The organism is Streptomyces sp. NBC_00090, assembly GCF_045160815.1.
GTDB lineage: Bacteria > Actinomycetota > Actinomycetes > Streptomycetales > Streptomycetaceae > Streptomyces.
The window spans coordinates 7529932-7554068 of sequence record NZ_CP108224.1 but is presented as its reverse complement, the minus strand read 5'-3'; the positions used below and the strand labels follow the sequence as shown (position 1 = coordinate 7554068).

Annotated in this window: 24 protein-coding genes and 1 pseudogene; 9 read left to right on the top strand and 16 right to left on the bottom strand. The window is 73.7% G+C overall.

Features of this window, described 5'->3' with window-relative positions; translation table 11 throughout:
* Window positions 1–10: 10 nt before the first annotated feature.
* From OG361_RS33675 to OG361_RS33655, 5 genes are all read right to left on the bottom strand, one after another.
* Window positions 11–952, bottom strand: coding sequence for a hypothetical protein (locus OG361_RS33675; protein WP_405859582.1), 942 nt, complete (start codon window positions 950–952; stop codon window positions 11–13).
* An 80-nt stretch (window positions 953–1032) separates the two neighbouring features.
* Window positions 1033–3084, bottom strand: a complete 2052-nt coding sequence (gene recQ / locus OG361_RS33670) for a DNA helicase RecQ (protein ID WP_405859580.1) — start codon at window positions 3082–3084, stop codon at window positions 1033–1035.
* Window positions 3085–3093: 9 nt separating this feature from the next.
* Window positions 3094–3909: a hypothetical protein gene (locus OG361_RS33665; protein ID WP_405859578.1), complete on the bottom strand. Its 816-nt coding sequence runs from the start codon at window positions 3907–3909 to the stop codon at window positions 3094–3096.
* 3 nt (window positions 3910–3912) lie between these two features.
* Window positions 3913–4494 carry an RNA polymerase sigma factor gene (locus OG361_RS33660; protein WP_405859576.1) on the bottom strand — a complete coding sequence of 194 codons (582 nt, stop codon included), beginning with the start codon at window positions 4492–4494 and terminating at the stop codon, window positions 3913–3915.
* Window positions 4495–4582: 88 nt separating this feature from the next.
* Window positions 4583–5023: a hypothetical protein gene (locus OG361_RS33655; protein ID WP_405859574.1), complete on the bottom strand. Its 441-nt coding sequence runs from the start codon at window positions 5021–5023 to the stop codon at window positions 4583–4585.
* A 475-nt stretch (window positions 5024–5498) separates the two neighbouring features.
* On the opposite strand from OG361_RS33655, the gene OG361_RS33650 reads away from it, so the two are divergent.
* The 6 genes and pseudogenes from OG361_RS33650 to OG361_RS33625 all read left to right on the top strand — a co-directional run bounded on the left by OG361_RS33650 (window position 5499) and on the right by OG361_RS33625 (window position 12135).
* Window positions 5499–6488, top strand: a complete 990-nt coding sequence (locus tag OG361_RS33650; protein WP_405859572.1) for an alpha/beta hydrolase — start codon at window positions 5499–5501, stop codon at window positions 6486–6488.
* A 303-nt stretch (window positions 6489–6791) separates the two neighbouring features.
* A pseudogene (locus OG361_RS33645) lies at window positions 6792–7220 on the top strand (M23 family peptidase); the annotation flags it as partial.
* Between the two features lie 778 nt (window positions 7221–7998).
* Window positions 7999–8808, top strand: a complete 810-nt coding sequence (locus OG361_RS33640; protein ID WP_405859570.1) for a serine/threonine protein kinase — start codon at window positions 7999–8001, stop codon at window positions 8806–8808.
* Window positions 8805–10286, top strand: a complete 1482-nt coding sequence (locus OG361_RS33635) for a serine/threonine-protein kinase (RefSeq protein ID WP_405859568.1) — start codon at window positions 8805–8807, stop codon at window positions 10284–10286. Before OG361_RS33640 ends, OG361_RS33635 begins: the two co-directional genes overlap by 4 nt.
* A gap of 116 nt (window positions 10287–10402) precedes the next feature.
* Window positions 10403–11500 carry a TauD/TfdA family dioxygenase gene (locus tag OG361_RS33630; protein ID WP_405859566.1) on the top strand — a complete coding sequence of 366 codons (1098 nt, stop codon included), beginning with the start codon at window positions 10403–10405 and terminating at the stop codon, window positions 11498–11500.
* A gap of 26 nt (window positions 11501–11526) precedes the next feature.
* The gene (locus tag OG361_RS33625; RefSeq protein ID WP_405859564.1) at window positions 11527–12135 is read left to right on the top strand and encodes a phosphonate degradation HD-domain oxygenase; all 609 of its coding nucleotides are present in this window, start codon (window positions 11527–11529) and stop codon (window positions 12133–12135) included.
* 102 nt (window positions 12136–12237) lie between these two features.
* Here the strand turns inward: OG361_RS33625 and OG361_RS33620 are convergent, their stop codons facing one another.
* The 6 genes from OG361_RS33620 to OG361_RS33595 form a co-directional block, all read right to left on the bottom strand.
* Window positions 12238–12993, bottom strand: coding sequence for a GntR family transcriptional regulator (locus OG361_RS33620; RefSeq protein ID WP_405859562.1), 756 nt, complete (start codon window positions 12991–12993; stop codon window positions 12238–12240).
* A gap of 25 nt (window positions 12994–13018) precedes the next feature.
* The gene (locus tag OG361_RS33615; RefSeq protein ID WP_405859560.1) at window positions 13019–13672 is read right to left on the bottom strand and encodes an HAD family hydrolase; all 654 of its coding nucleotides are present in this window, start codon (window positions 13670–13672) and stop codon (window positions 13019–13021) included.
* Window positions 13669–14754: an ABC transporter ATP-binding protein gene (locus tag OG361_RS33610; RefSeq protein ID WP_405859558.1), complete on the bottom strand. Its 1086-nt coding sequence runs from the start codon at window positions 14752–14754 to the stop codon at window positions 13669–13671. The genes OG361_RS33615 and OG361_RS33610 overlap by 4 nt, the downstream gene beginning before the upstream one ends.
* On the bottom strand, window positions 14751–15653 hold the full coding sequence (locus OG361_RS33605) for an ABC transporter permease (RefSeq protein WP_405859556.1): 903 nt from the start codon (window positions 15651–15653) through the stop codon (window positions 14751–14753). The genes OG361_RS33610 and OG361_RS33605 overlap by 4 nt, the downstream gene beginning before the upstream one ends.
* A complete protein-coding gene (locus OG361_RS33600; RefSeq protein WP_405862588.1) occupies window positions 15641–16528 on the bottom strand; it encodes an ABC transporter permease in 888 nt (295 codons plus the stop codon). The genes OG361_RS33605 and OG361_RS33600 overlap by 13 nt, the downstream gene beginning before the upstream one ends.
* A 277-nt stretch (window positions 16529–16805) precedes the next feature.
* On the bottom strand, window positions 16806–18026 hold the full coding sequence (locus tag OG361_RS33595; RefSeq protein ID WP_405859554.1) for an ABC transporter substrate-binding protein: 1221 nt from the start codon (window positions 18024–18026) through the stop codon (window positions 16806–16808).
* Between the two features lie 162 nt (window positions 18027–18188).
* On the opposite strand from OG361_RS33595, the gene OG361_RS33590 reads away from it, so the two are divergent.
* On the top strand, window positions 18189–18647 hold the full coding sequence (locus OG361_RS33590; RefSeq protein ID WP_405859552.1) for an SRPBCC family protein: 459 nt from the start codon (window positions 18189–18191) through the stop codon (window positions 18645–18647).
* A 57-nt stretch (window positions 18648–18704) separates the two neighbouring features.
* Here OG361_RS33590 and OG361_RS33585 read toward each other — a convergent pair whose 3' ends face one another.
* Window positions 18705–19097 carry a VOC family protein gene (locus tag OG361_RS33585; protein ID WP_384564506.1) on the bottom strand — a complete coding sequence of 131 codons (393 nt, stop codon included), beginning with the start codon at window positions 19095–19097 and terminating at the stop codon, window positions 18705–18707.
* Window positions 19094–19396, bottom strand: a complete 303-nt coding sequence (locus OG361_RS33580) for an ArsR/SmtB family transcription factor (protein ID WP_384564503.1) — start codon at window positions 19394–19396, stop codon at window positions 19094–19096. The genes OG361_RS33585 and OG361_RS33580 overlap by 4 nt, the downstream gene beginning before the upstream one ends.
* Before the next feature lie 142 nt (window positions 19397–19538).
* On the opposite strand from OG361_RS33580, the gene OG361_RS33575 reads away from it, so the two are divergent.
* A complete protein-coding gene (locus OG361_RS33575) occupies window positions 19539–20336 on the top strand; it encodes a VOC family protein (RefSeq protein ID WP_405859549.1) in 798 nt (265 codons plus the stop codon).
* Between the two features lie 153 nt (window positions 20337–20489).
* On the opposite strand, the gene OG361_RS33570 is transcribed toward OG361_RS33575, so the two are convergent.
* Window positions 20490–20615, bottom strand: a complete 126-nt coding sequence (locus OG361_RS33570; RefSeq protein WP_255325155.1) for a hypothetical protein — start codon at window positions 20613–20615, stop codon at window positions 20490–20492.
* Between the two features lie 59 nt (window positions 20616–20674).
* Window positions 20675–22990 carry a lanthionine synthetase LanC family protein gene (locus OG361_RS33565; protein WP_405859546.1) on the bottom strand — a complete coding sequence of 772 codons (2316 nt, stop codon included), beginning with the start codon at window positions 22988–22990 and terminating at the stop codon, window positions 20675–20677.
* A gap of 357 nt (window positions 22991–23347) precedes the next feature.
* Between OG361_RS33565 and OG361_RS33560 the strand changes: the two genes are divergently transcribed.
* Window positions 23348–23548: a hypothetical protein gene (locus tag OG361_RS33560; protein WP_405859544.1), complete on the top strand. Its 201-nt coding sequence runs from the start codon at window positions 23348–23350 to the stop codon at window positions 23546–23548.
* Between the two features lie 349 nt (window positions 23549–23897).
* On the opposite strand, the gene OG361_RS33555 is transcribed toward OG361_RS33560, so the two are convergent.
* Entirely contained in the window at window positions 23898–24056 is a 159-nt protein-coding gene (locus OG361_RS33555) for a hypothetical protein (protein ID WP_405859542.1), read from the bottom strand.
* Window positions 24057–24137: the final 81 nt, after the last annotated feature.

Here is a 24137-nt window from a genome sequence, read left to right as displayed (position 1 = left end):
CGTCACTCCCTCATCGCTCGCTCATGAACAGCTTCGGGAGCTGCATGGTGCGGTTCTGGTCGCCGGGGCGGGCGTCCGGGCCGTTGGCCCACTCCATGGTGACCATGGGGGTGGCGCCGCTGCCCGCGTCGACGGTGGCGCCCGCGAACCGGCCGCCGCCGGTCGTCGTCGCCCTCAGCTTGTCGGCCGTGCGCCGGGCGCCTTCGGCGGAGACGGTCAGCGCGCAGAGCCGCTCGCGTGACGAGCCGTCGGGCTCGGCGTGGGCGCCGATCGCGTACAGCGTGACGTCCGGTGTCCGGTTCTCGCCGCCCTTGCCGTAGAAGGTCGCGAGGTAGGTGCCGTCGCCGATGCAGCGGGCGACGGCCTGGTGGGCGGGGTCGTCCGCGACGGAGTCGGCGGGCGCGGCGAGCGGGGGCGGCGCCACGTCCGGCGAGGCGGAGAAGGAGCGTACGGTCGCCGAGACCGCGACCTGTCCGCCCTGCGGGTCCTTGAGCAGCACGCCGCCGTCGGTCGTGCCCTCGGTGAATCCCAGCTTCTTCATGCCGCCGGTGACGGCGTTCACGTCGAAGCGGCCGGTGAGCCGCCATCGGTCGGAGCCGATCTGCAGCGCGGTGTCCACGTCGTTCTCGTCGAAGCCGTGGGTCTCCTTCAGGGGGCGGCTCTCGTACCCGGCCTGGGTCACCTCGGGGATGCCGTAGCCCTGGAGGCCGCCGTACAGGGCCTTGTCCTGCTTCACCAGCCGTCGGGCCGCCGTCACGTCCCAGTAGGTGAGGGGTGCGCCCGCGTCCGCCTCGGGCGCGGCCTTGAGCGCGGCGGTGAGTCCGACCGGCCGCGCGGCTCCGCCGGCCGAGTCTCCGGTGTCACCGCCGCAGGCGGCGGCTCCGACGCCCAGGACGCCGACGAGCACCGTCGCGACGGCTCCGCGCAGCGGCCTTCGCCCGTTCCCCGTCATACCAGTCCTCCGATGTCGGCAGCCGCGATCAGGGTGGTGGAGATCGCTCCCGCAGCGTAGTAGGTCCGCCGGACGGCCCGTCACTCGTCCCACGGCGGGTCGAACTCGTCCATGTCGGCGGGCGGCTCGTCCAGGTCGAAGGGCGGCTCGTCCTCGTAGGACGTCCGGCTGCCGGCCTTCGCCGCGGGAGCGGCGGAAGCCGGACGGGCCGGAGCCGACGTGGCCGGAGCCGGCGTGCCCGGAGCCGGCGTGGCCGACGCCGTGGGGCCGGGGTCGGGGGTGTCGCACTCCGCCAGGGCGCCGAGGACGCCCTCGGCGTACTTGGTGAGCTTGGCCTCGCCGACCCCGCCGACCGTGGCCAGCTCCGCGACCGTGGTGGGGAGCACCGTCGCGATCTCCCGGAGCGTCGCGTCGTGGAAGACGACGTACGCCGGGACGCCCTGTTCGCGCGCCGTCGCGGCCCGCCAGGCGCGGAGGGCCTCGAAGACCGGCACGGCGGCGGCCGGCAGGTCGACCGGTACGCGGGCGCTCTTGCCCGAGCGCGACCCCGGTTCCTTCCGGGAGGGGCTCGCGGCCGCCTTCTCCTTCCGCATCGGCACGCTGCGGCGACCGCCCAGCACCTCGCCGCTGGCCTCCGTCAGGACGAGCGTCCCGTAGTCGCCCTCCACGGTCAGCAGTCCCTGCGCGAGCAGCTGGCGGACGACGCCCCGCCACTCGGGGGTACTCAGCTCCGATCCCACACCGAACACCGAGAGCACGTCGTGGTCGAACTGGATGACCTTGGCCGTCTTCTTGCCCTGCAGGATGTCGATGATCTGGCCGGCGCCGAACTTCTGGCGCCGCTCCTTGGCCAGCCGCCACACCGTGGACAGCAGTTTCTGCGCGGCGACCGTCCCGTCCCAGGACTCGGCCGGGGTCAGGCAGGTGTCGCAGTTGCCGCACGGCTGGCCCGACTGCCCGAAGTAGGCGAGGAGCCGTACCCGGCGGCAGTCGACCGTCTCGCAGAGCGCGAGCATCGCGTCCAGGTGCATGCCCAGGGCCCGGCGGTGCGCCTCGTCGCCCTCGGAGCCGTCGATGAGCTTGCGCTGCTGGACCACGTCCTGCAGGCCGTACGCCAGCCAGGCCGTGGCGGGCTCGCCGTCGCGGCCGGCGCGGCCCGTCTCCTGGTAGTAGCCCTCGACCGACTTCGGCAGGTCGAGGTGGGCGACGAAGCGCACGTCCGGCTTGTCGATGCCCATGCCGAAGGCGATCGTCGCCACCACCACGACCCCGTCCTCCCGAAGGAAGCGGGACTGGTTGGCGGCACGCGCCCGGGCGTCCATCCCCGCGTGGTACGGCACGGCGTCGATCCCGTGCTCCACCAGGGAGGCCGCGGTCTTCTCCACGGAGGACCGCGAGAGGCAGTAGACGACTCCGGCGTCCCCGTCGTGCTCCGTCCGGATCAGTTCGAGGAGCTGCTTGAGCGGGTTGTTCTTCGGGACGATGCGGTACTGGATGTTCGGCCGGTCGAAGCCGGCGACGAAGTGCCGGGCCTCCTCCAGGCCCAGTCGCGCCGCGATCTCGGCGTGGGTGGCCTCGGTGGCCGTCGCGGTCAGCGCGATCCGCGGCACCTTCGGCCACCGCTCGTGCAGCATGGACAGCGCGAGGTAGTCGGGCCGGAAGTCGTGGCCCCACTGGGCGACGCAGTGGGCCTCGTCGATCGCGAAGAGCGACACCTTGCCCCGGTCGAGCAGCCGCTGCGTCCCCTCGGTCCGCAGCCGCTCCGGAGCCAGATAGAGCAGGTCCAGCTCGTCGGCGATGAAGGCCTGCTCGACGGCCTGCCGCTCGTACGGATCCTGCGTGGAATTGAGGAATCCGGCCCGCACGCCGAGGGCCCTGAGCGCGTCCACCTGGTCCTGCATCAGGGCGATGAGCGGCGAGATCACGACGCCCGTGCCGTCTCTGACCAGCGCGGGGATCTGGTAGCAGAGCGACTTGCCGCCGCCGGTCGGCATCAGTACGAGCGCGTCGCCGCCATCGACGACCTGCTCGATGATCTCCTGCTGCTCCCCGCGGAAGGAGCTGTATCCGAAGACACGGTGGAGTACCCGTGCGGCGTCGGAGACCTGGGCGGATTCGTCGGAAAGGACCATTCGTGAAGCCTAGCGGCCTCCGCCGACACCCCGGCCCTGTCCATCGGAACCTGTGGACAACCCGGAGTCGCTCCGGCCCCGGCTCCCCGATCCGCCGTCCTGCCCCGCGGCCCGCTCCGGGAGCTGCTCCTGGCGGCAGTGGGCGGCCCAGCCGGGCTCCCGGCCCTCGCCCCCGTTGCCCTGCTCCGCCGTGTCCTTCCCGGCCTCGCCCTGCTCCGCCTTGTTCTTCTTCTCTCCTTGCTTCTCCCCCTGCTTCTCTCCTTGCTTCTCTCCTTGCTTCTCCCTCTTCTCCTCCTGATCCGGTCCCGAGGCGCGGCACGGCCCCTCGCGGGTCTCGGCGGGGGACGGCGGAGGGTACCGGTCCGGCCGGACCGGCGGGACGGGCCGGAGCGGCGTGCCGACGTCCGGCGGAGCCGGCCGGTCCGTCCCGGTCTCCGGCTCGGCGGGCGTCGCCCGGGGCGCGGCGCTGCCGGAGGTCGGCTCGGGTGCCGGAGCGGGCGTCTCCAGGAGGCGTCCGGGCAGGGCTCCGGTGGCGACGGCCACCCCGCCCAGCGTCATGCTCGCGAGCAGCGCGGCCACGGCGGTCTTCAGGGAGCGCCTCGGGTGGCGCCGCTCGGCGGGGGGCGTCCAGTCGTCACGGCGGCGTGTGGGCAGGGAGGTGTGGAGGCCCGCGTCGCGGGCGGCACGGAAGGCGACGAGGGCGCGCTCCTCGGCCTCCCGGCCCGTGCTCTTCCCGGGCTCCCCGGCCGCGCTCTCCCCGCGCGTACGCTCCAGCGCGGCCCGCAGCGACTCCTCCAGCGCGCTGTCCCTCCGGTCGTCAGACATCCGTCACCTCCCTCTCCCCGTCAGTTGCCGCGCAAGTCGCCTCAATCCCCTATGTGCGGCGGACCGTACCGCACCGGGACGCTTACCCAGTACTCGGGCGGCGGTCGGTCCGTCGAGGCCGACGACGACGCGCAGCAGGACCGCTTCGGCCTGGTCCCGCGGCAGGCCCGCGATGAGCGCGAGCGCGTGCTCCGTCGACAGGGCGTCCAGGGCCTCGCCGGCCGCGTCCCCGGCCGCGGGGAGCTCCAGCACGTCCTGTTCGAGCCCGGTGGGTCGGGGCCGTGACCGTATCCGCCGCAGATGGTCCAGTGCCCGGTGGCGGGCGATGGTCGCGGTCCAGCCGCGGAATCCCGCGCCGTCGCCGCGGAACCGGCCGAGGTCCCGCGCTATCTCCAGCCACGCCTCGGAGGCCACGTCCTCGGCGTCCTCCCCGACGATCCCGCGCAGGTACCCCAGGAGCCCGGGCTGGACGATCCGGTAGGCCTCCGCGAAGGCCGCCTCGTCGCCGTTCCGCGCCCGTTCGACGGCAGCCCCGAGAACCGCGTCGTGAGCCGTGGTGGGCCGATGCCCCGATCCCTCTCCCACACGACCCTCTTCACGACCCGTAACAACCCGTACACCTGCCGACTCCGGCCGACGCCACCCACCGGAAGGCGTACATCCTGTCAGACCGTCAGCCGGCGCTCGTCGACAGCCTGTCGGAGACCCGGACCCCGCTCCTGCGCGGGCGGGCGGTCCGGCGCCCGTGCAGGGTGAGGAAATACGTCTGCAAAGACTCCACGGCGCCGATCTCGAAACGGTTCACGGTCCGGCCCAGCGGGTTCCACACCCGGCCGTCCGGCATCCGCACCCCGACGGGGTGCGTGAAGACGGACCGCAGGAGGTGGCCGGGCGGCAGGTCCACCCAGACCGCTCCGGCCTCGCGCACCAGCACCTCACCGACGTACGCGCCGAGCCCGAGGAGCGGCCCGGCCACGTCCTCCCGCCCGGTCCCGCCCCGGCGCAGGCCGTCGATGAGCCGGTCGACGATCCGCAGGCTGGCCGCGCTGTAGTCCAGCGGCAGCCGCACCTTCGCGGTGACGCGGCCGACGAACTCGGACGCGTGACGTCGCATGTCCGCCGCGCACGGCGGCCCGTCTTCGCGATCCACTGGTGACCACCCTTCCCCCTTGAAGCAGCGAGGTTCGCCGGATGATCAAGCGGATCCCGCACCGCAAACATCACGGCTCCCGAACGTGACCCTGGTCACAGGGCGTTCGGTCGAGGGCGGGCCCGGACACCCCTAGGGCGTGTGTCGAAAGTAGCGCCGTCTGCCCGAAGGGCAGGCCCGGCGGTGTCCGGTGCGTGCGATCGCAAGGCGGAGGGTCGCCCCGATACTGGATGTATCGGGGTGATCCCGACAACGCGGCGAGCGTGCGTGCCGGGCGCCGCCGGGCAGGCGGGACTTTCGACACACGCCCTAGCCGACGCTCTCCCGCCTGTCAGTCCGGAACCTTCCGGGGTCTCCGCTCCCCCGCCCCGTTGCTACCTTCCAGACCGCCCGTTCGCACGACCCGACACATCGTCACGTTTCCCACCTGGAGGTCACGTTGAGCGCGCAGCACCCCACCCGCAGGAACATCCTCAGGACCGCCGGAGGCCTCTCGGCCGCGATGGCCGTCGGCGGCGCGGGCGTCCTCGCCGCGGCGGCGCCCGCCGCCGCCGTCGGCGACGGCTACGGCCTGCACATCGTGGAGCGCGGCGAGGCCGACCACCGCATGTGGTACTACCGGTTCCAGACCAGCGCGATCGGCTGGAACCCCGCCGTGAACGTGCTCCTCCCCGACGACTACCACTGGAGCGGCCGCCGGTACCCCGTGCTCTACCTCCTCCACGGAGGCGGCACGGACCAGGACTTCATCACGTTCGACCGCGAGCGGATCCGCGACTGGACCGCGGGCAAGCCACTCATCGTCGTGATGCCGGACGGCGGCCACGCGGGCTGGTACTCCAACCCCGTCAGCTCCAACGTCGGCCCGCGCAACTGGGAGCACTTCCACATCGCGCAGCTGATCCCGTGGATCGACGCGAACTTCCGCACCTACGCCGAGTACGACGGCCGCGCGGTGTCGGGCTTCTCGATGGGCGGTTTCGGCGCCCTGAAGTACGCCGCCAAGTACTACGGCCACTTCGCCTCGGTGAGCGCCCACTCCGGCCCGGCGAGCCTGCGCCGGGACGGTGGACTCGTGGGTCACTGGGCCAACGCCTCCGCGGCGGCCCTGGACCTTAACGGCGGCACGATCTACGGGGCTCCGCTCTGGGACGAGGCCCGGGTGAGCGCCGACAACCCTGTGCAGCGGATCGAGAGCTACCGCCACAAGCGGGTCTTCCTGGTCGCCGGCACCAGCCCCGACCCGATCAACTGGTTCGACACGGCCAACGAGTCCCAGGTGCTCGCGGGGCAGCGGGAGTTCCGCTCCCTCCTCGGCAACGCGGGGATCCCGCACGAGTGGCACGAGCTGCCGGGCGGCCACTTCATCCGGCACGACATGCTGCAGCGCGACATCGACGGCGTCATCGGCCGCCTGCGCAAGGCGTGACCGGGGCGCCCGGTCCCGTACGCCCATCCCCCTCACCCCTACAGGACCAAGGGGAGGAACCTCCCTGCTCCTCGGACTCTCCCGGCGTGCCCTGAGCTGTGTTCTCGCAGCGACGGCCGCCCTCCTGCCGGCGCTGGTGGCCACGACCCCGGCCGCCGCCCGGACCGCCGGCTCCGCCGTGGCGTGCCCGGCCGCCGGATTCGTGTCCCAGCACTTCCACAGCGGCCACAACGGCGTCGACATCGCCAACAACGTCGGTACGCCGATCTACGCGGTGGGCGACGGCGAGGTGACGATCTCCGCGGCGGAGGCCACGACCTCACCGTCGACCACAACGCCGACGGACGGCTCGAAGTCTTCGCCTCCGGACCGGTCGGCGTCTTCCACAAGTACCAGACCGGCCCCGGCGGCTGGTCCGCGTGGGAACCCACCGGCGGCCCCGCCGACTCCCAGCTCACCAGCGAACGCACACCCGACGGGCGTGTCGAGGTCTTCGCCATGAACGGCAGTACGGCGATGCACGCCTGGCAGAACGGCCCCAACGCGCCCTACGGCGAATGGGCCGCGTTCGGCGGCGGTGGCACGGAGGTCGCCGCCGCCACCAACGCCGACGGACGCATCGAGGTCTTCGGCACCAACCCCACCGGCACCTTCCACCGATGGCAGACCGGCTTCTCCACCTGGTCCGAATGGGCCTGGGTCAACGACACCGCGGGACCCGGCCTCAACTGACCCGGCCCCGACCACCCCACACGACCCGGCCCGGTCCGCCCCCACACACGACCCGTGGCCGGCCGCGCCCCATACGCGCGGCCGGCCCCGCGCTCCCTGGAGAGACTCATGCTTCCGATCAGCAGACGGAACCTGTTGCGGGGTGCCGCGGGGGCGGGCGTGCTCCCCTTCCTGGACTCCGGCCGGGCCATCGGCGCCGAGGCCGTTCCGCCGCCTCGGTGGGTCGGCGCGCGGGACCCTTCGCGTACGTTTGCGGCGTGCGCGGTGCGCGGAGCGCGGAGTACCGAGTGCGCGCGTGGAGTGCGGATTTCGCCAAGTGGAGGAGCGATCGGGCGGCTCCGTAGCGTGGCGAACCTCCCGTACCGCCCTCCGCCTCCTCCCCTAGCGGTGACTTTCCCCACCTTGCAGGGGGCGGGACGAGTCGAGGGCGCCCGGTCCGGGAGCGGCGGTCCCGCACCCCGGCCGCCGGCCCCGGTCTGCCGCCCCGGCACGGTTTCCCCGGCCGGCCGGCTCGGCCGGAGCCCGAAAACGACACCAAATCGCCTTCGCTGCCCGAGAGATGAGGTGTCGCGTGTCACAGCGTGCGAAAGCCCGGTGGTCAGTTGGCCGGTCCTCCCCGCCGGGCCGTCGGCGGAGCGGCCTCGCGCCGCTCGGGTCCGGCCGCCCGCCGTGTCGCCCGGTCCCGGCCGAAGTGGCCGAAGCGCACCGGTGAACTCCCGCGAGAGCTGAGTATCGTTCCGCTCGTCCGACTACCGGGACGTGCGGATCGGGGGGATCGGTGAGCGGTGTAGTCGTGTATCTGCCGCAGGGAAGCGGTGGCGTCGACGGGGTCGAACCGTGCGGTGACGCGGTGACGTTACGGCTCGGCCCCGGTGAGGTGGCCCGCTTCGGACGGGGCTCCGCGTCGACCCCGGTCGAGCTCCGTCTCGCCGACGCGGCGATCTCCCGGCTCGCCGGTGAGATCCGTGTGACCGACGACCACTGGCAGCTGACGAACCACAGCACCACCCACAGCTATCTGGTCGAGAACCCCGAGGGCGCGGGTGAGTACCTGCGGGTTCCGCCGCGCCGGGTGGGGGCGCCCGTCCCGTTCGAGTTCTCGCGCGTGGTGCTGCCCACGCGGGGCGATGTCCCCGTCTCCTTCCAGGTGTTCGCGCCGGACCACGTGTACCTGGACCCGGAGGCCATGGGCGTCCCCTGGGGGAGCCGCACGGTCACCGCGTACTCCCTGGACGAGACCGCCACGTACTTCCTCGTCCTCGTCGCGCTCTGCGAACCGCGCCTGCGGGACCAGTCCCGGGTGGCGGTCCCCACCACTCCCCAGATCGTCGAGCGGCTCAGGGGGCACGCCACCTGCGGCACGCCGACCGCGCGGGCGATCAGCTCGCACATCGACTACCTGGCCGAGGAGAAGCTGCGCATCGCCGTCCCCGACACCCACGACCCCGGCAAGGGCGACCGCCGGAACGGCAAGCGGGAGGAGATCGTCGGGCTCGCGCTGCGGTTCGGGCTCGTACGGGAGGAGCACCTGGCGCTGCTGCCGCCCCTGGCCGGGGGCGGCGGGCGGGAGCGGCAGACGGCGCGATGACGGCCGTGCACGGCCTCGGCGGCTCCACGGACGACGACCGTACGGACCTGTTGCCGCCCGGCTTCCGGGCGGGCGGCTGGGTGGTCACCGAGCTCGTCGGGGCCGGAGGCTGGTCCACGGTCTACGCGGCACGGCCGGCCGACGGACAACGCGACCGGCCCGCCGGGGCCCCGGAGGGCCGTCCCTCGGACCTCGTGAGCGGCCCCCCGGACCCCACGGCCGACCCGACGGGCAGCCGCCCTACACCCCCGGCCGAGGTCGCGCTCAAGGTCATGCCGACCGCCGGGCTCGCGCCGCGCCAGGCGCGCAGGATCGTGGAATCCGCCCGCCGCGAGGTCGAACTCGGGCGCCGTGCAGGGCATCCCCGGCTGATCGGCCCCCTGGAGTCCTTCGTCCTCGCGGCGCCGGACCGGCCCGCGATCGACGGTGCGATCGTGCTGGTCATGGAGCGGGCCGCGGGCAGTCTGCGGGAGCTCCTCGACGCGGGGGTGCCGGAGGCCGGTCGCGGCAGGCTGATCGCGGGAATCTGCGAGGGTCTCGCCCATCTCCACCGGTCGGGCTGGGTGCACGCCGATCTGAAGCCGGAGAACGTCCTGCTGGGCACGGACGGCTCCGTGAAGCTCTCGGACTTCGGCCTCGCCACCGAGCTGACCGGGACGCACGGGTACGCGCCTCCCCTCGGCACCCTGGACTACCTCCCGCCCGAGCGCTGGCGGGCGCCGCTCGGGGAGTTCGGTGTGCAGGTCCGGCCGAGTGCCGACATCTGGGCCCTGGGCATCGTCATCCACGAGGTGTTCGCGTCCGGGACGTCCCCGTTCTCCGGTGCGACGCCCGTGGCGCGGGGCGCCGCCGTGCAGGAGTACGGCGAGGGGCGGGCGCCGCTGCGGATGGACAACGCGGTGCCGCCGTTCTGGCGTGCGCTGGCGGCCGACTGCCTGGCCCCGACCCACGCGGCGCGCGCCCCGCACACGGCGGAGAGCCTGCTCGCCCGTATCGCCGCCCATCGGCGGTCGAGCCGGACCTGGGCGGGGCGGCTGCGGAGCCGGGCGGCCCGCGCCGTCGTCCTGGCCGCCGCGCTGTGCGGGACGGTGGGCGCGGCCGTGTGGTCGGACACGGTGCGGGAGGGCCCGTCCGGGGGTGGGGCGGCGGGGGCGCTCAGGGTCTTCAACGCGGAGCGGGGCTGTCAGGACCGGGCCGACCGGGACCGGCAGTGCAGTCTGGGGCTGGCGATCGACCCCCGGCGGCCGTACACCGCGGACAACGTCGTTCCGACGCGGGTGTGGCACGGCGACGTCCTCACCGCGGACTGCCAGCTGCCCGACGGGCAGCCCATCGTCGACGAGGAGGACCTCCGGTCGACCCGCTGGTTCCGCGTCCGACTCCCGCACGGATCGACGCCCCCCTCGGCCTGGCTGCCCGCCGTACGCACGAAGGACCGCCCGGCACTGCCGGGGTGCCCCCGTCCCGGGGCGCGCTGAGGTCCGGGCGCCGGGGCGATTCCGCGGCGCCGGCCATCCCGCCGTAACCCCTCGGCCACCCGTGGCTGCGAGGCTCGCGCCCGAACGAAAGTTGTCTGTACAACTTGGAGATCTCCGTGGTGTCACTCGCCTCCGCCCCACCCGTCTGGCTGCGCGACAACTGCCCCTGCGCGGACTGCCGCGACCCCCGCAACGGCCAGAAGCTGTTCCAGATCACCGAACTCCCCGGCGCGCTCGCCGTCGGCGCCGTCCACGACGCCCGCACCCCCGACGGAGCCCCCGCCCGCGAGGTCGTCTGGGCCCCCGACGGGCACCGCTCCGTCTACCCCGAGGCCTGGCTGGGCGCCCACCTCCCCGGCGCGCCCGCCGCACCCGGCGACGGCCGCACCGAGGACGACAAGGAGCTGTGGGCCCCGGACCGCTTCGCCGGCGGTCTCCCCGAGGCCGACTGGAGCGCCTACACCACCGACCCGGCGGTCCGCGCCGCCGCGCTCGACTCCGTGCTGCGCCTCGGTTTCGTCCTGCTGCGCGGCGTCCCCGTCCGCGACCGCCACGTCCTGGACGTGGCACGGACCTTCGGCTACGTGCGGGAGACCAACTACGGCGAGCTCTTCGAGGTACGTGTCGAGGCCGGCCCCAACAACCTCGCCTTCACGGGCGCCCGCATCACCCCGCACACCGACAACCCCTACCGCGACCCCGTCCCCACCCTCCAGCTGCTCCACTGTCTGACCAACGCGGCCCGGGGCGGCGACTCGGGACTCGTCGACGGCTTCCACGCCGCGGCCCTGCTGCGCGCCGAGAGCCCGGAGGCGTACGAGATCCTCACGCGTGTCCCGGTGCCCTTCGTCTTCGCCGACGAGCACACCGAACTCCGCGCCCACCGGCCGCTGATCGGCACCGACCCGGCCGGCCGGCTCCGCGAGATCCGCTTCAACAACCGCTCCATCGGCACGCTGCGGCTGCCCGCCGGCCTCCTCGACGCCTTCTACGCCGCCTACCGGCGCTTCGCCGAACTCCTGCTCCGCCCCGAACTCCGGCTCGACTTCCGGCTCGCCCCCGGCGACTGCCTGATCTTCGACAACACCCGGCTGCTGCACGCCCGTACGGCCTTCGCCGAGTCCGGTGACCGCCATCTCCAGGGCGCCTACGCCGACATCGACGGTCTCACCTCCACCCTCGCCGTACTCCGCCGGGAGGCGAGCGCGAAGTGAACGAGCGCGAAGTGAACGAGCATGACGTGAACGAGCCTGCCGTGAACCGGCACGACGTGAACGAGCCTGCGGTGAACCGGCACGACGTGAGCCCGCTCGACACCCTCGCCGGGCTCTTCGAGGGCGAGGGCAGCGCCGAATACCTCGGCGAGGCCGTCACCCAGGCCGAGCACATGCTCCAGGCCGGCGCCCTCGCCGAGGCCGCGGGCGCCCCGCCGCACCTGGTCGCCGCCGCGCTCCTGCACGACGTCGGCCACTTCCGGGGCGCGGTCACCGGCCGCGACCTGATGGAGAACGGCACCGACAACCGGCACAGCCACACGGGAGCCGACTGGCTCGGGCAGTGGTTCGGCCCCGAAGTCACCGAGCCCGTCAGGCTGCACGTGGCCGCCAAGCGCTACCTCTGCGCCGTCGAACCGGGCTACTTCGCCCTGCTCTCCGAGGCCTCCGTGCACACCCTCGCCGTCCAGGGCGGGCCGATGGGCGAGGAGCAGGTACGCGCCTTCGAGGCGCACCCGGCAGCCGCCGACGCCGTCGCCGTACGCCGCTGGGACGAGCAGGCGAAGGACCCGGACATGGACACCCCCGACTTCGCGCACTTCCGCCCCCTGCTGGCCGGGCTGCTCCGCCCGTAGGCCAGGAGGGTCGCCCGAGGGCGCGCGTGGGTCCGTGTACGGCCTGAACCCGGGCTCCTGGGAGCCGGGTTCAGGCCGTACGACGTCGGCCCGGAAGCGGGTTCACGAGCCGAGTCGGCGACCCAGCGCGCTCGTCGCCGTCGAACTCTGCATCGTGAAGGCCACCGTCCCCGGCAGATAGCGGTCCTGCGACCACTCCACCGGGGCCCCCGTCGGATCGGTGGAGTGCCGCCGCTCCCGCAGCAGCGAGTCCCCGACCCGGCAGCCGAGCAGTTCGGCGTCGTCGGCGTCGGCCGGCACGAGGTCGATGGTGTGCCGGGCGTCGGCGAACAGCACACCGTGCAGCTCCAGTTGCTCCGAGTGCGAGACCGCGTCCAGCGGCATCCCGGCCACCAGCTCCCCGATCCGCTCCGGATAGGTCGTACGCTCCACCATCACCGGTGCGCCCGCGAGCGTCCGCAGCCGCCGTACCCGGTAGACCGGCGCGCCTTCCGCGACGCGCAGCTTCTCGGCCTCCTCCGCGTCCGCCGGGACCCGGTCGACGGCCACGATCCGGCCCCCGGGCTCCTCGCCGAGCGAGCGGGCCCAGCGGGTGAACGAGCGCAGCTCGCCGAAGCTGTGCAGCCGGGGGCCGCCGAGCACCACCCTGCGCGAGCCGCGCCGGGAGGTGATCAGCCCGTCGGTCCGCAGCGCCGCCAGCGCCTGGCGGACCGTGCCCCTGGACACGCCGTAGCTGCGGGCCAGTTCGTCCTCGGCGGGCAGTTTCGCCCCCGAGCCGTACTCGCCCGCCGAGATGGCGGTCCGCAGATCGGCGGCGACCTTCAGATACAGCGGCGTCCTGCCCCGTCCCTCACTCACACGCCCACCCTGTCACGTCCCGAACTCAACTGACCAGGGAGATCAGCAGGTCGGGGTCCACCTCGGCCAACGAGACCGCGAGCGTGACGCCTTCGGTGTCCGCGAACTCCGTCAGCGGCTCCGTCGACGGCACGGCGAGCACCCGGCAGCCCGCGGCGACCGCCGACGCGACCCCCGTAGGGCTGTCCTCGACGGCCACGCACCGCGCCGGTTCGACGCCGAGCGCGACCGCCGCCGCGAGGTACGGATCGGGCTCCGGCTTCGTGCGTACGGTGTCCTCGGCGCCGAACAGCGCGTCGAAGCGGTGCCCGTCCAGCGTGCCGGCGACCTGGGTGACGACCGCCCTCGGCGAGGCCGACACGAGCGCCGTCGGCACCCGGCACGCGCGCAGCGCGGCAAGCAGCCGCAGCGCGCCCGGCCGGGGCTCCACCGCCACGGCGAGCCGCGCGGCGAAGTCCGAGCCCAGCTCGGCGGCGAGCTCCGCCGCCGGCGCGGCCAGAAAGGTCTGGAGCAGGGCGGCGGCGTCCTCCACCGAGCGCCCGGTCACCGCCGTACGGCGCTCGGCGTCCAGGGAGCGGTCCCGGCGCGCGGCCGCGGCCTCCACCACGTCCAGCCAGACGCCCTCGGTGTCGACGAGCGTTCCGTCCATGTCGAAGAGGACGGCCTGCAGTCCCGTCACGCGGCACCGTCCCAGGCGGCGAGGAGCGCGGGCCGCTGCCGCGGGCGTACGGAGACGGCCGCGCCGGCGGTCAGCTCGGCCGCCCCGTGCGTGGGGACGTCCGCCGTGACGTCCGTTCCGTCCGGCAGGGTGATCCGCAGCCGGGTCGTGGCACCGTGGAACGCGGTGCGGGTGACGCGGGCGGTGCCGCCGGCCGTCACCTCCAGGGCCTCCGGCCGCAGGAGCACCTGGACGTTCCCCGTCCCGCCGGGCCCCTCGACCGGCAGCCGTACCCCGAGGACCTCCACGAGGCCGTCGCCCCCGGCCCGGCCCGGGACCCGGTTCATGGTGCCGATGAACTCCGCGACGAAGCCGGTGGCGGGTCGCTCGTACAGCTCGGTCGGCGAGGCGCACTGCTCCAGCCGGCCGCCGTTCATGACCGCGACCCGGTCGGCCATCGACAGCGCCTCCTCCTGGTCGTGGGTGACGAAGACGGTGGTGATGCCCAGCTCCAGCTGGAGTCGGCGGATCTCCTCCCGCAGTGTCAACCGTACCCGCGCGTCGAGCGCCGAGAGCGGCTCGTCGAGCAGGAGGAGCCGGGGGCGGAGGGCGAGGGCGCGGGCGAGCGCGACGCGCTGCTGCTGGCCGCCGGAGAGCTGGTGCGGGAAGCGGTCTCCGTGGCCGGACAGGCCGACGAGTTCGAGCAACTCGCCGGCGCGCGCCCGTCGTTCGGCGGTGCGCACCTTGCGCATCCGGAGACCGAAGGCCACGTTGTCGGCGGCCGTGAGGTGCGGGAAGAGGCTGTACGACTGGAAGACCATCGCCGTGTCGCGGCGGTCGGCGGGCACCGGCACGATGTCCTCGCCGTCGAGCAGCACCCGGCCCTCGTCGGGCCGCTCGAATCCGGCGAGCACGCGCAGCGCGGTCGTCTTGCCGCAGCCGGACGGGCCGAGCAGCGCGAGGAGTTCGCCGGGGGCGACGTCGAGGTCGAGGCCGTCGAGTGCGACGGCGGAGCCGAAGGTCCGGCGCAGGCCACGGATCCGGAGGGCGGCGCCGGTGCGCACCGGCTGGTCGGGCGCGGTCACGGTCACGGTCACGGTCATCGGGAGGTCTTTCCTCGGGAAGCCGCGGGGGCTTCGGACGTACGGGAGGAGCGTGGTGCGCGGCGGCGGTTGCCCACGGTGGTCAGGGCGAGCAGCAGCACCCAGGTCAGCAGCAGGCTCAGGAGCGACACGGCCACCGAGAGCCGGGCGTCCGAGCCGGACGCCTGCACGATCCACACCGCGAAGGGCTGGAAGCCGAGCAGCGAGGCGACCGTGAACTCGCCGAGCACCAGCGCGAGCGTCAGGAACGAGGCGTTCAGGAGCGCGCCCCGCAGATTGGGCAGCACGGCCGAGACGAGCGCCCGCGGCCAGGAGGCCCCGCAGTCCCGCGCGGCCTCCACGAGCGTGCGGACGTCGACGGATCGCAGCCCCGCGTCGAGCGCCCTGTAGACGAAGGGCAGCGCCATCACCGCGTACGCGAGGACGAGGACGACGGGGAAGTCCGGGTTCTGGACGGCGACGAAGGTCTGGTAGAGCGGGGTCGTGGACAGCTTCTCCGGACCCCAGCGCAGGACGGTGCCGAGCCCGGCGGTCAGCGCGACCGGCGGCACGACCAGCGGCAGCGTGCACACCACCTCGAGGACCGGGCGCAGCCGGGGCGCCGAGAGCCGTGCCGCGACCGCCGCCGGGACGGTGACCAGCAGGACGAGGGCGACGGCGGCGGCCGCCAGCCCCAGTGACAGCAGCAGGCTGCCGGTGAAGCCGGGCGCCGTGAAGATCCGGGTGTACGAGGAGAGGGTCAGCCCCTGCCCGGGGATGTCCACGGTGAACACGGCGGAGGCGAGCAGCGGCACCAGGAAGTAGACCCCGGCGAGGAGGAGGACGAGGGGGCGTCCTAGGGCGCGTGCCGGGCGCCGCCGGGCAGGCGGGACTTTCGACACACGTCCTAGGCGAGCCATCGGGTGCTCCTTCGCTGGAGGGGAAGGTGGACGGCCATGACGAGCGCCGCGACCAGGACCATGTCGAGGCTGAGCGCGAGGGCCACGTTCTCCTGGCCGACCAGGACGTTCCCGGAGAGCGCGTCCGCGATCTGGAGCGTCACCAGCGGTACGGAGCTGCCGACCATCGCGGCGGCCGTCGCGTACGCGGCGAACGCGCTGCCGAAGAGCAGCACGAACCCGCCGAGGAGGGACGGCAGCAGCACCGGCAGGCCGACGTGGCGCCAGTACTGCCACGCCGAGGCGCCGCAGTCGCGGGCGGCCTCCCGCCACTGGACGCGCAGTCCGTCGAGCGCGGGCGCCACGGTCAGCACCATCAGCGGCACCAGGAAGTACAGATAGGTGAGGGCGAGGCCCCAGAAGCCGTACAGCGACCAGCCGTGGTCGCCGAGGTCCAGGCTCGTGGTGAGGACGCCCGCGTTGCCGAGGGTCGCGACGAACGCGAAGGCGAGGGGTACGCCGCCGAAGTTGGCGAGTACACCGGAGGCGGTGAGCACGGCCTCGCGCAGGGCCCGGCCTCGCGAGGAGACCACGGCCTGGGCGAGGAGCAGCCCGAAGAGGGTGCCGACCGCGGCGGTGAGCGCGGACAGCTCGATGCTGCCGAACAGAGCGGTGCGGTAGGCGCCGTCGACCGACCGGGTGAGGTTGTCGAGGCCGTACCCGCCGTCGGCGACGGTGAAGGCGCCGTCGGCCATGGCGAGCGCGGGCAGCCCGAAGGCGATGCCGACGAGGAGGAAGAGGGGCAGGGCGGCGAGCCGGCCACCCGGACGCGGGCTACGCCGGGGCCGGCGCGCTCGGGAGGCGGGACCTTCGGCCGCCGGGGAGCCGTCGGTCATGGGGGAACCGGCGGCTGGGGCGGCCATGGGGGTGGTGGGGGATGTGGCGGTGGCGGTGGCGGCGGCGGCGGTCGGCGGATTCGTTCCCGGGCCGGAGTCGGGGCCGGGGCCGGAGTCGGGGCCGGGGCCGGAGTCGGGGCCGGAGTCGGGGCCGGAGTCGGGGCCGGAGTCGGGGCCGGGGCCGGAGTCGGGGCCGGGGCCCGCCGGGGCCACCCGCGCGGTCGACGCGCGGGCGGCCCCGGACGGGGTCGTGGAGGAGTGCGGAGTCATCGACGGGTCACCCGGAGACGGCCGCGGCCCAGCCCTGCGACAGGGTCTCCTTGGCCTTGGACGTCTGCTGCTCGGTGGGGAACTTCGGGGTGCCGGCGACCTTCGGCAGGGCGGCGGCGGCTGCCTTGTCGAGGGTGCCGTCGGCCTCCATGGCCGGCATCAGCACGGGGCGTGCGTACCCCTTGAGCCACAGGTTCTGGCCCTCGGCGCTGTACAGGTACTCCTGCCACAGCCGCGCGGCGGCCGGGTGCGGGGCGTCCTTGTTGATGGCCTGCGAGTAGAACTGGGCGTAGACGCCGTCCGTGGGCACGGCGACCTTCCAGTCGACGCCCTTGGACGCGAACTGCTCGGCGTAACCGGCGTTCAGGTAGTCCCAGTCGATGGAGATGGGCGTCTCGCCCTTCTCGACCGTGGCGGGGGTCGACTCGACGGGGTTGTAGTTGCCGTTCTTCTTCAGCTTGCCGAAGAAGTCGATGCCCGGCTCGATGTCGTCGAAGGAGCCGCCGTTGGCCAGCGCCGCCGCGTACACGCCGCCGAAGGCGGAACCCGACTTGGTCGGGTTGCCGTTGAGGGCGACCTGGCCCTTGTACTCGGGCTTGAGCAGATCGGCGAAGGTCTGCGGGCAGACCTTGACCCGCTTGGCGTCGCAGCCGATGGAGACGTAGCCGCCGTAGTCGTTGAACCAGCGGCCCTCCGCGTCGCGCTGCGTCTCGGGGATGCTGTCGAAGGAGGCGACCTTGTAGGGGGCGGTCAGGCCCTGTTCGCCCGCCGCCTGGGCGAAGGAGGCGCCGAGGTCGAGCACGTCGGGCGCGCGGTCCTGTCCCTTGCGGGACTTCACCGCGTTGATCTCGTCCTGGCTGGAGCCGTCGGGGTTCTCGACGTTCACCTTGATGCCGTACTCGGCGGTGAAGCCGTCGATGATCGCGCCGTAGTTCGCCCAGTCCCGGGGGATGGCGATCGCGTTGAGCGTGCCCTCCTTCTTCGCGGCGGCGACCAGGGCGTCCATGCCGCCGGCGTCGGCGGCGGAGGCCGAGGTGGCGAGGCTCTCGCCGGCGGCACCGGCGGCGCCCTTCGTGGGGGCGGCGCCACAGGCGGTGAGGGTCAGAGCGGTCAGGCCGAGGGCACCGACGAGGATCGCGGCGCGGGCAGCGGAGGTCACGCGTACTCCATGAGGGGAAGGGGCGAGGCCAAGCTGTATGAACAACTGTTGTCCATACAACTCCTGCATTACGGGGGGCCGGAGTGTCGCGCCGGTGAACGCGAGCCGTCGCGGGCCCTGCCATTCCCCGGCGGATCGGCTTCTCCGCCACGCCCGCTCACCGCGCGCACCGACCGCCGGTCGCATAGGGTCACGATGCCACTACGGCAGGCCATCGAACAGGGGTATCTCATGCCGGGACAGTTCGAAGCGACGGTCGACGTCGATCGGCCCATCGACGACGTCTTCGCGTTCCTCGCCGACGGACACAACGATCCGGAGTTCAGCCCGCGGGTGCTGAGGATCGAGCGGATCCCCGACTCCCCCACGGCGGTGGGCACCGTCTTCCGGAGCACCGTGAAGGACGCCGGGATGAAGACCGCGAGGGAGTTCCGCGTCACCGCGCTCGAAGCTCCGGTGCGGATCCGGTGGGCCGAGGTCACGAAGAACAGCGTGACGGCGAGCGAAGGCGGCTACGACCTGGAGGCGCTGACGGAGGGCCGGACCCGGGTCCGTATCTTCAACGTGCTGGAGGGCCACGGGCTGGGCAAGCTCCTCGTGGGCCTGGCCCTCGCCGCCGCCCGCAAGGACGCCCCCGACTTCGGCGCCCGGATCAAGGGGGCGGCGGAGGCGGCGATCGCGCCGCGCTGACGCTCCGCGCACGGCGACGGGCGGTGGGCCCGGCCGTGGGGGCGCCGTGACCGAGCCCTACCGGGGCTGCGTCGCGATCTGGATCAGGTTGCCGCAGGTGTCGTCGAAGACGGCGGTGGTGACGGGGCCCATCTCCAGGGGTTCCTGGGTGAAGTGGACGCCGAGGCCGCGCAGACGGTCGTACTCCGCCCGCACGTCCTCGACGGCGAACTGGGCGAGCGGGATGCCGTCCTGGGCGAGCGCGTCACGGTAGGGCTTGACCGCCGGGTGGCCGGCGGGCTCCAGGAGGAGCTGGGTGCCGCCGAGCTCGTCGGGCGAGACGACGGTCAGCCACCGGTCCTTCTCGCCGATCGGGACGTCGTACTTCTTCACGAAGCCGAGGATCTCGGTGTAGAAGCGCTCGGCCTTGGCCTGGTCGTCGACGAAGACGCTGGTCAGATGGATCTTCACGGGGTGCTCTCCTCCGGTCCGGATGTGTCGGTCACGAGCCATCGCTCGACGATCCGCAGCAGCGGCGCCGTGTTCAGGTCGTGGAACTTGTAGCGGCCCTCACGCCTGGTCTCGACGAGCCCGGCGGCCTCCAGTACGGCGAGGTGCTGGGAGACCCCCTGGCGCGAGATGCCGAGCTGGTGCTTCATGCTCAGCCGCGCGCAGATCTCGAACAGCGTCTGCCCGGACTTCTCCGAGAGCTCGTCGAGGATCGTGCGGCGGGTGGGGTCGGCCAGGGCTTTGAAGAGGTCGTCGGCCACGACTCCAGGATAGGCAAGCATTCACTTGCCTATCAAGTCGAGTGAGCGGCCCGGGTGCGCCGCGGCGAGCGGTCGATCGACAGGCGGGCGCCGGTGGCCGGTGCCAGGCTGAGTCGTACTCGATCCGCGAAAGGCAATGACCATGATCACCACTGACTTCGTCCCCGGCTCCCCCTGCTGGCTCGATCTCGGCGCTCCCGACGTCCCTGCCGCCGCCGCCTTCTACGGGGCCGTACTCGGATGGGAGTACGAGTCCATGGGCGAGGGGGAGGACATGGAGGGCGGGATGTTCCGGAAGGACGGCAAGGCCGTCGCCGGCCTCGGCAAGCTCACCGAGGAGGGTGCCCGCCCGGCCTGGATGATCTACTACAGCGTCGCCGACGCGGACGCCACGACCCAGGCGGTCGAGAAGGCCGGCGGCACGGTGCGGGTCGCACCGAGGGACCTCGACGAGTGGGGCCGGATGGCCCAGTACAGCGACCCGCTCGGGGGCCAGTTCGCCGTCTGGCAGCCCGGCACGAACAAGGGCGTCGACCTGGTGGACGAGGCGGGCTCGCTGTCCTGGACGGAGCTGTACACGACCGACGCCGCGGCCGCGAAGGAGTTCTACGGCGGTGTCCTCGGCTGGCGGTTCGGCGACATGGAGCTGCCGGGCGGCGCCGGCACGTACTCCCTCATCACCCCCGCCGGACTCCCCGAGGAGCGCATGCACGGCGGCCTGATGGAGCTCACGCGGGAGAACCTCACCCTGACGAACGGGCGGCCGTACTGGCACCCGGTCTTCAACGTCCCGGACTGCGACGCCACGGTCGCCGCGGTCACCGCGAACGGCGGCAGCGTGCAGATGGGCCCGGAGGACGCCGAGGGCGTCGGCCGGCTGGCCGTCTGCCTCGACCCGTCGAACGCCGACTTCGTGGTGCTGACCCCGCCGCCCGCGTAGAAGCCTTCCGACCGCCGAGAAACACCGGCCCCTGGCGGAGGCGGTCCCCCCGGCCCGACCCCGCCAGGTGGCAGGGGGCGCCGGCCGGAAGCCGGTGCCCCCCTGTCCCCCGGGCGGCCACGCGAAGTGTGCCGCCCGGGGGACGGTGGTCGGTCAGCAGCCGCTGGTGAGCCAGCGACAGGCGGTGATCAGCGCGGCGGCGTGCTCCTCACCGCGGGCGTCCTCGGTGCGGACCTCCTCCGGCAGAACCTGCAGGGCATCGATGTCGTACTCCGTCATGACGGTCTCCTTCTTTCTTTGCTTCGACGGGATGCCGGTGGCCGGCGGCCACCGGACACTCAGGGGTGGGCCGGGCCGCCCTCGGGCAGCCAGGCGCGGGGGCCTCCGCACCGCATGCGCAGCAGCAGGGAGAGGCTGCCGGCCAGGCCGGTGGCGTACTCGGCGAGGACGGTCCTGCGGTTCTCGTCCGGCACCAGGAGACGCCCGTCGCGCAGGACGGCCTGGGCGGCGAGGTGCTCGACCAGCAGCTCCGCGGCGGCGGCGTGGCTCCCGTCGCCCGTCCGCGCGGCGGCGTCGAGCAGGAACTCGGCGTTCCCCGCGAGCCCGTGGCAGGTGGCCGGCGAGTCGGTCACCCTGCCTGCCCGTACCGCGAGGGCAGCGCCGTCCACCAGGTCGCGCACGGTCTTGTCGGACTCGCCGGTGGCCGCCCAGAGCCGGACCAGGAAGGTGCCGACACCGGACGAGCCGCTGCACCAGTGCCGGGCGAGCTCCGGGGAGTCGGCGAGGTGCCGGGCGCGGTCGACGGGCCAGAGCGCGCCGGCCGGCCCGCTGCGGGCGGCGGCCACGAGGGTGGCTCCCGCTTCGCTGGCCGCGTCGAGGAACCGTTCGTCACCGGTGGCTTCCGCCGCGAGCAGGAGGAAGGTGCCGACCCCGGCCACGCCGTGGGCGAAGCCGTAGTGCCAGGCGCCCGCGAGAGCCGACCCGAAGTCCTCCGGGACCGGCCAGAAGACCCCCTCGGGGGTACGCCGGGCCGCGTCCAGGAGCCCGTCGGCGACCTGCGCGGCGCGGTCCAGGAACCGCGGGTCCCCGGTGGTGCGCCAGAAGTGGAGTTGGGTCAGGCCGGAGCCGGCCGCTCCGTGGCAGACGTCGGGGTTGGGCCAGCGGACGGGGAGGGCGAGCGCGAGGGCGACGGCGCGGTCCGCCAGAGCGGTGTCGTCGAGCGCCCGCGCGGCGTCGAGGAGCGCCCAGGCCGTACCCGAACGGCCGAAGTGCAGCCCGGGCAGGTCGCCCGGCAGCTCGTCCTGTCGCCGCACCGTCCAGCGGGCGGCGGAACGGAGACCCTCGACGAGCACCTCCCGAGTGAGGGGCGGCGCCGCCCCGGTCCCGGAGGGGCTTGGCGCCTCGGTCCCGGAAGGGCTCGGCATCCTGGTCGTGGCAGGTTTTGGCACCCCGGTCCCGGAAGGGCTCGGCACCCCGGTCGCGGCAGGGCTTGGCATCCCGGTTCCTGAAAGGCTCGGCGCCTCGGCCCCCGAGGGGCTGAACGGCCCGGGCGTCCCGGCGCCCCAGTGGTCCAGGGCCCGGGCGAGCAGGGCGACACCGCCCGCCGAGCCGTGCTGCACGGCCACCGGATCACAGGTCTCGCCGAAGGAGTCCGAGGCCCAGAGCCGTTCGGGGTCGTGCGGACGCATCGTGGCCAGCAGATGGGCGACGCCGTCGTGCAGGAGCCGCGCACGCGTGGCCTCGGCGTCGGGTTCGTCGGCCCCGGAGCGCGCGCGATCCGCCGACGACGTAGTCGTCGTGGTGGCCGTCGCCGTCACCGTGGCCGTCGCCGTTTCCCGGTGGCCACCCGCGAGGAACTCCCGGGCCCGCTCCAGGGTCCACCGGTCCTCGGGATCGTTCCGCATCAGCCCTCGGATCAAGGGCGAGAAGCGTCGTACGAGCGCGTGGTCGCGGGCCAGCAGCTCCACGAGGTGGGCCAGGCGCCGCTCGTCCGGCCGGGCCGTGGGCGACGGCAGGTCCTCGGCGAAGAGCGGATCGGCGCCGCTCAGGGCGTGCAGGACGGTGGCGCCGAGTGCGTACAGGTCGACGCCCGTCGGCAGCGCGGGTGCCACCTGGTCGACGGTGCGCAGCTCGGGGGCGGTGTAGCCGGGGGTCGCGCCGAGCACCCACCGTTCCCCCTCCCGCGCCGCCATCTCCAGGTCGATCAGGACGAGCCGTCCGTCCGGGGTGACCATGACGTTGTTGGGGTTGAAGTCGTGCAGGGTGACGCCCAGTTCGTGGGCGGTGGCGACGAGTTCGACGAGCTGCCGGGCCAGGGAGTCGGCGGTACGGTCGTCGGGGCAACCGCTGCCGTCCCGCGCCAGTCGCTCGGCGACGGTGCGCCGCAGTGTCGCCCCGGGGACCGATTCGGTGGCCAGGAACACGCTCCCCTGCTGCTCGAACACCTCGACGAGCCCGGGGACCCGGTCGGGGCGCACGCCGCCGAACCGTTCGAGCAGCGCGGCCTCGCGGCGCAACAGGTCCCGGACGTCCAGCCCTTCGAGGCCGGCTCCCACGTGGGGCCGTGCCTGCTTGACGACGACCTGCAGACCGGTGCGGGTGTCCTCGGCGCGGAACACCCCGCCCTTGTTGGAGTGCTGGATCGCACCCCGCACCAGGAAGCGGTCGCCCAGGAGGACGGGTTTGGCCGTGGCCGTGCTGCGGGCCGGGGCGGCGGGGTGGTCAGTCCGGTCCGGGAACGGGTCTCCGGCCCAGGCCGGCGGGGTGAACCAGGCGTTGCGCTCGTCGTCGACGGGCGGCCTTCGGGGTCGGTGAGCCGGGCGGCGAAGGCTCCGTCGGCGGTGAGTTCACGGACTCCCCTGAACACGCCGTACCGGTAGAAGACCTGGCTGTCGGGCCGGTAGCGGCGGTCGGAGAGGACGGCGGGGCCGGGCAACCCCCGGGTGGCTCCGTGCAGTTCCTCGGCGAGCAGCCTGAACCGGTCGTCGTCGGCCGGGTAGACGGTGAGGAACTTGCCGCCCCCGCCCCGCGCGAAGCGCCCGGACACCAGCGCGGCGACCCTGGCGGGGCTCCCGGCGAACTTGAAGGCCGCGCGGTGGGCGACGAGCACCTCGGCGCACCGGGCCAGGACCAAGGGGGCCGAGAGCGGGGTGGCCGGCACGTGGAGCTTCCAGCCCTGGGCACGCCCGACGGCCTCGCCGGGTACGACGTGACACCAGAACTCGCCCTGCTCGACGCTCCATTCCGCCGGCCCGGCCCCGGCCCCTGCTCCTGCTCCTTCTGCTGCCGTTCCCGGCCGGCCGCCGCTCTCCGTCCGCGGTGTGTGCCGGGCGATCACGGCGCGCGCGATGTCGGGCAGCAGTGCGAGGTCCGACGGGCTCTCGGCGCGCGACCGCCGGGGCTTGGGGCCGTACGGGGAAGGACTCCCGGTGGGTGACGACACGCTCTACGTCCTCGCGTTTCGCATGGGGTGACGTGCAGGAGGGCAGCGCTCGGGGCCCGTCCGGCGCGTCGGGGCGCGGACGAGGCCGAGAGGCTGAGGAGAGGGGGAGGGATCGAGTCCTAGAGGACGGGCTGGATGTACTCGTCGCCCCAACTGGTGTCCAGGGGGCTCCCGGCGACCGTCCGCGTCGTCCCCGGTTCGCCGTCGGCCGTGGCGGCGGTCGCACCGCCGGCGAGCAGGACCGTGAGGAGAAGGAGGCAGCGGACGGCAACGGACATGGTGCGGCTCCTGGTTCGAGAGGTGAGGGGGCGGGCGGGAACACCGCGCCTGGCGGGTTCACACCGAATGTCGGCCTGATG

What these genes read in the sequence shown, in the direction of transcription:
- OG361_RS33610 (WP_405859558.1), bottom strand. Translation starts at nt 14,754, where the DNA reads ATGACCGTGACCGTGACCGTGACCGCGCCCGACCAGCCGGTGCGCACC.
- OG361_RS33590 (WP_405859552.1), top strand. Translation starts at nt 18,189, where the DNA reads ATGCCGGGACAGTTCGAAGCGACGGTCGACGTCGATCGGCCCATCGAC.
- OG361_RS33555 (WP_405859542.1), bottom strand. Translation starts at nt 24,056, where the DNA reads ATGTCCGTTGCCGTCCGCTGCCTCCTTCTCCTCACGGTCCTGCTCGCC.
- OG361_RS33605 (WP_405859556.1), bottom strand. Translation starts at nt 15,653, where the DNA reads ATGGCTCGCCTAGGACGTGTGTCGAAAGTCCCGCCTGCCCGGCGGCGC.
- OG361_RS33635 (WP_405859568.1), top strand. Translation starts at nt 8,805, where the DNA reads ATGACGGCCGTGCACGGCCTCGGCGGCTCCACGGACGACGACCGTACG.
- OG361_RS33655 (WP_405859574.1), bottom strand. Translation starts at nt 5,023, where the DNA reads ATGCGACGTCACGCGTCCGAGTTCGTCGGCCGCGTCACCGCGAAGGTG.
- OG361_RS33570 (WP_255325155.1), bottom strand. Translation starts at nt 20,615, where the DNA reads ATGACGGAGTACGACATCGATGCCCTGCAGGTTCTGCCGGAGGAGGTC.
- OG361_RS33600 (WP_405862588.1), bottom strand. Translation starts at nt 16,528, where the DNA reads ATGACCGACGGCTCCCCGGCGGCCGAAGGTCCCGCCTCCCGAGCGCGC.
- OG361_RS33575 (WP_405859549.1), top strand. Translation starts at nt 19,539, where the DNA reads ATGATCACCACTGACTTCGTCCCCGGCTCCCCCTGCTGGCTCGATCTC.
- recQ (WP_405859580.1), bottom strand. Translation starts at nt 3,084, where the DNA reads ATGGTCCTTTCCGACGAATCCGCCCAGGTCTCCGACGCCGCACGGGTA.
- OG361_RS33595 (WP_405859554.1), bottom strand. Translation starts at nt 18,026, where the DNA reads ATGCAGGAGTTGTATGGACAACAGTTGTTCATACAGCTTGGCCTCGCC.
- OG361_RS33675 (WP_405859582.1), bottom strand. Translation starts at nt 952, where the DNA reads ATGACGGGGAACGGGCGAAGGCCGCTGCGCGGAGCCGTCGCGACGGTG.
- OG361_RS33665 (WP_405859578.1), bottom strand. Translation starts at nt 3,909, where the DNA reads ATGTCTGACGACCGGAGGGACAGCGCGCTGGAGGAGTCGCTGCGGGCC.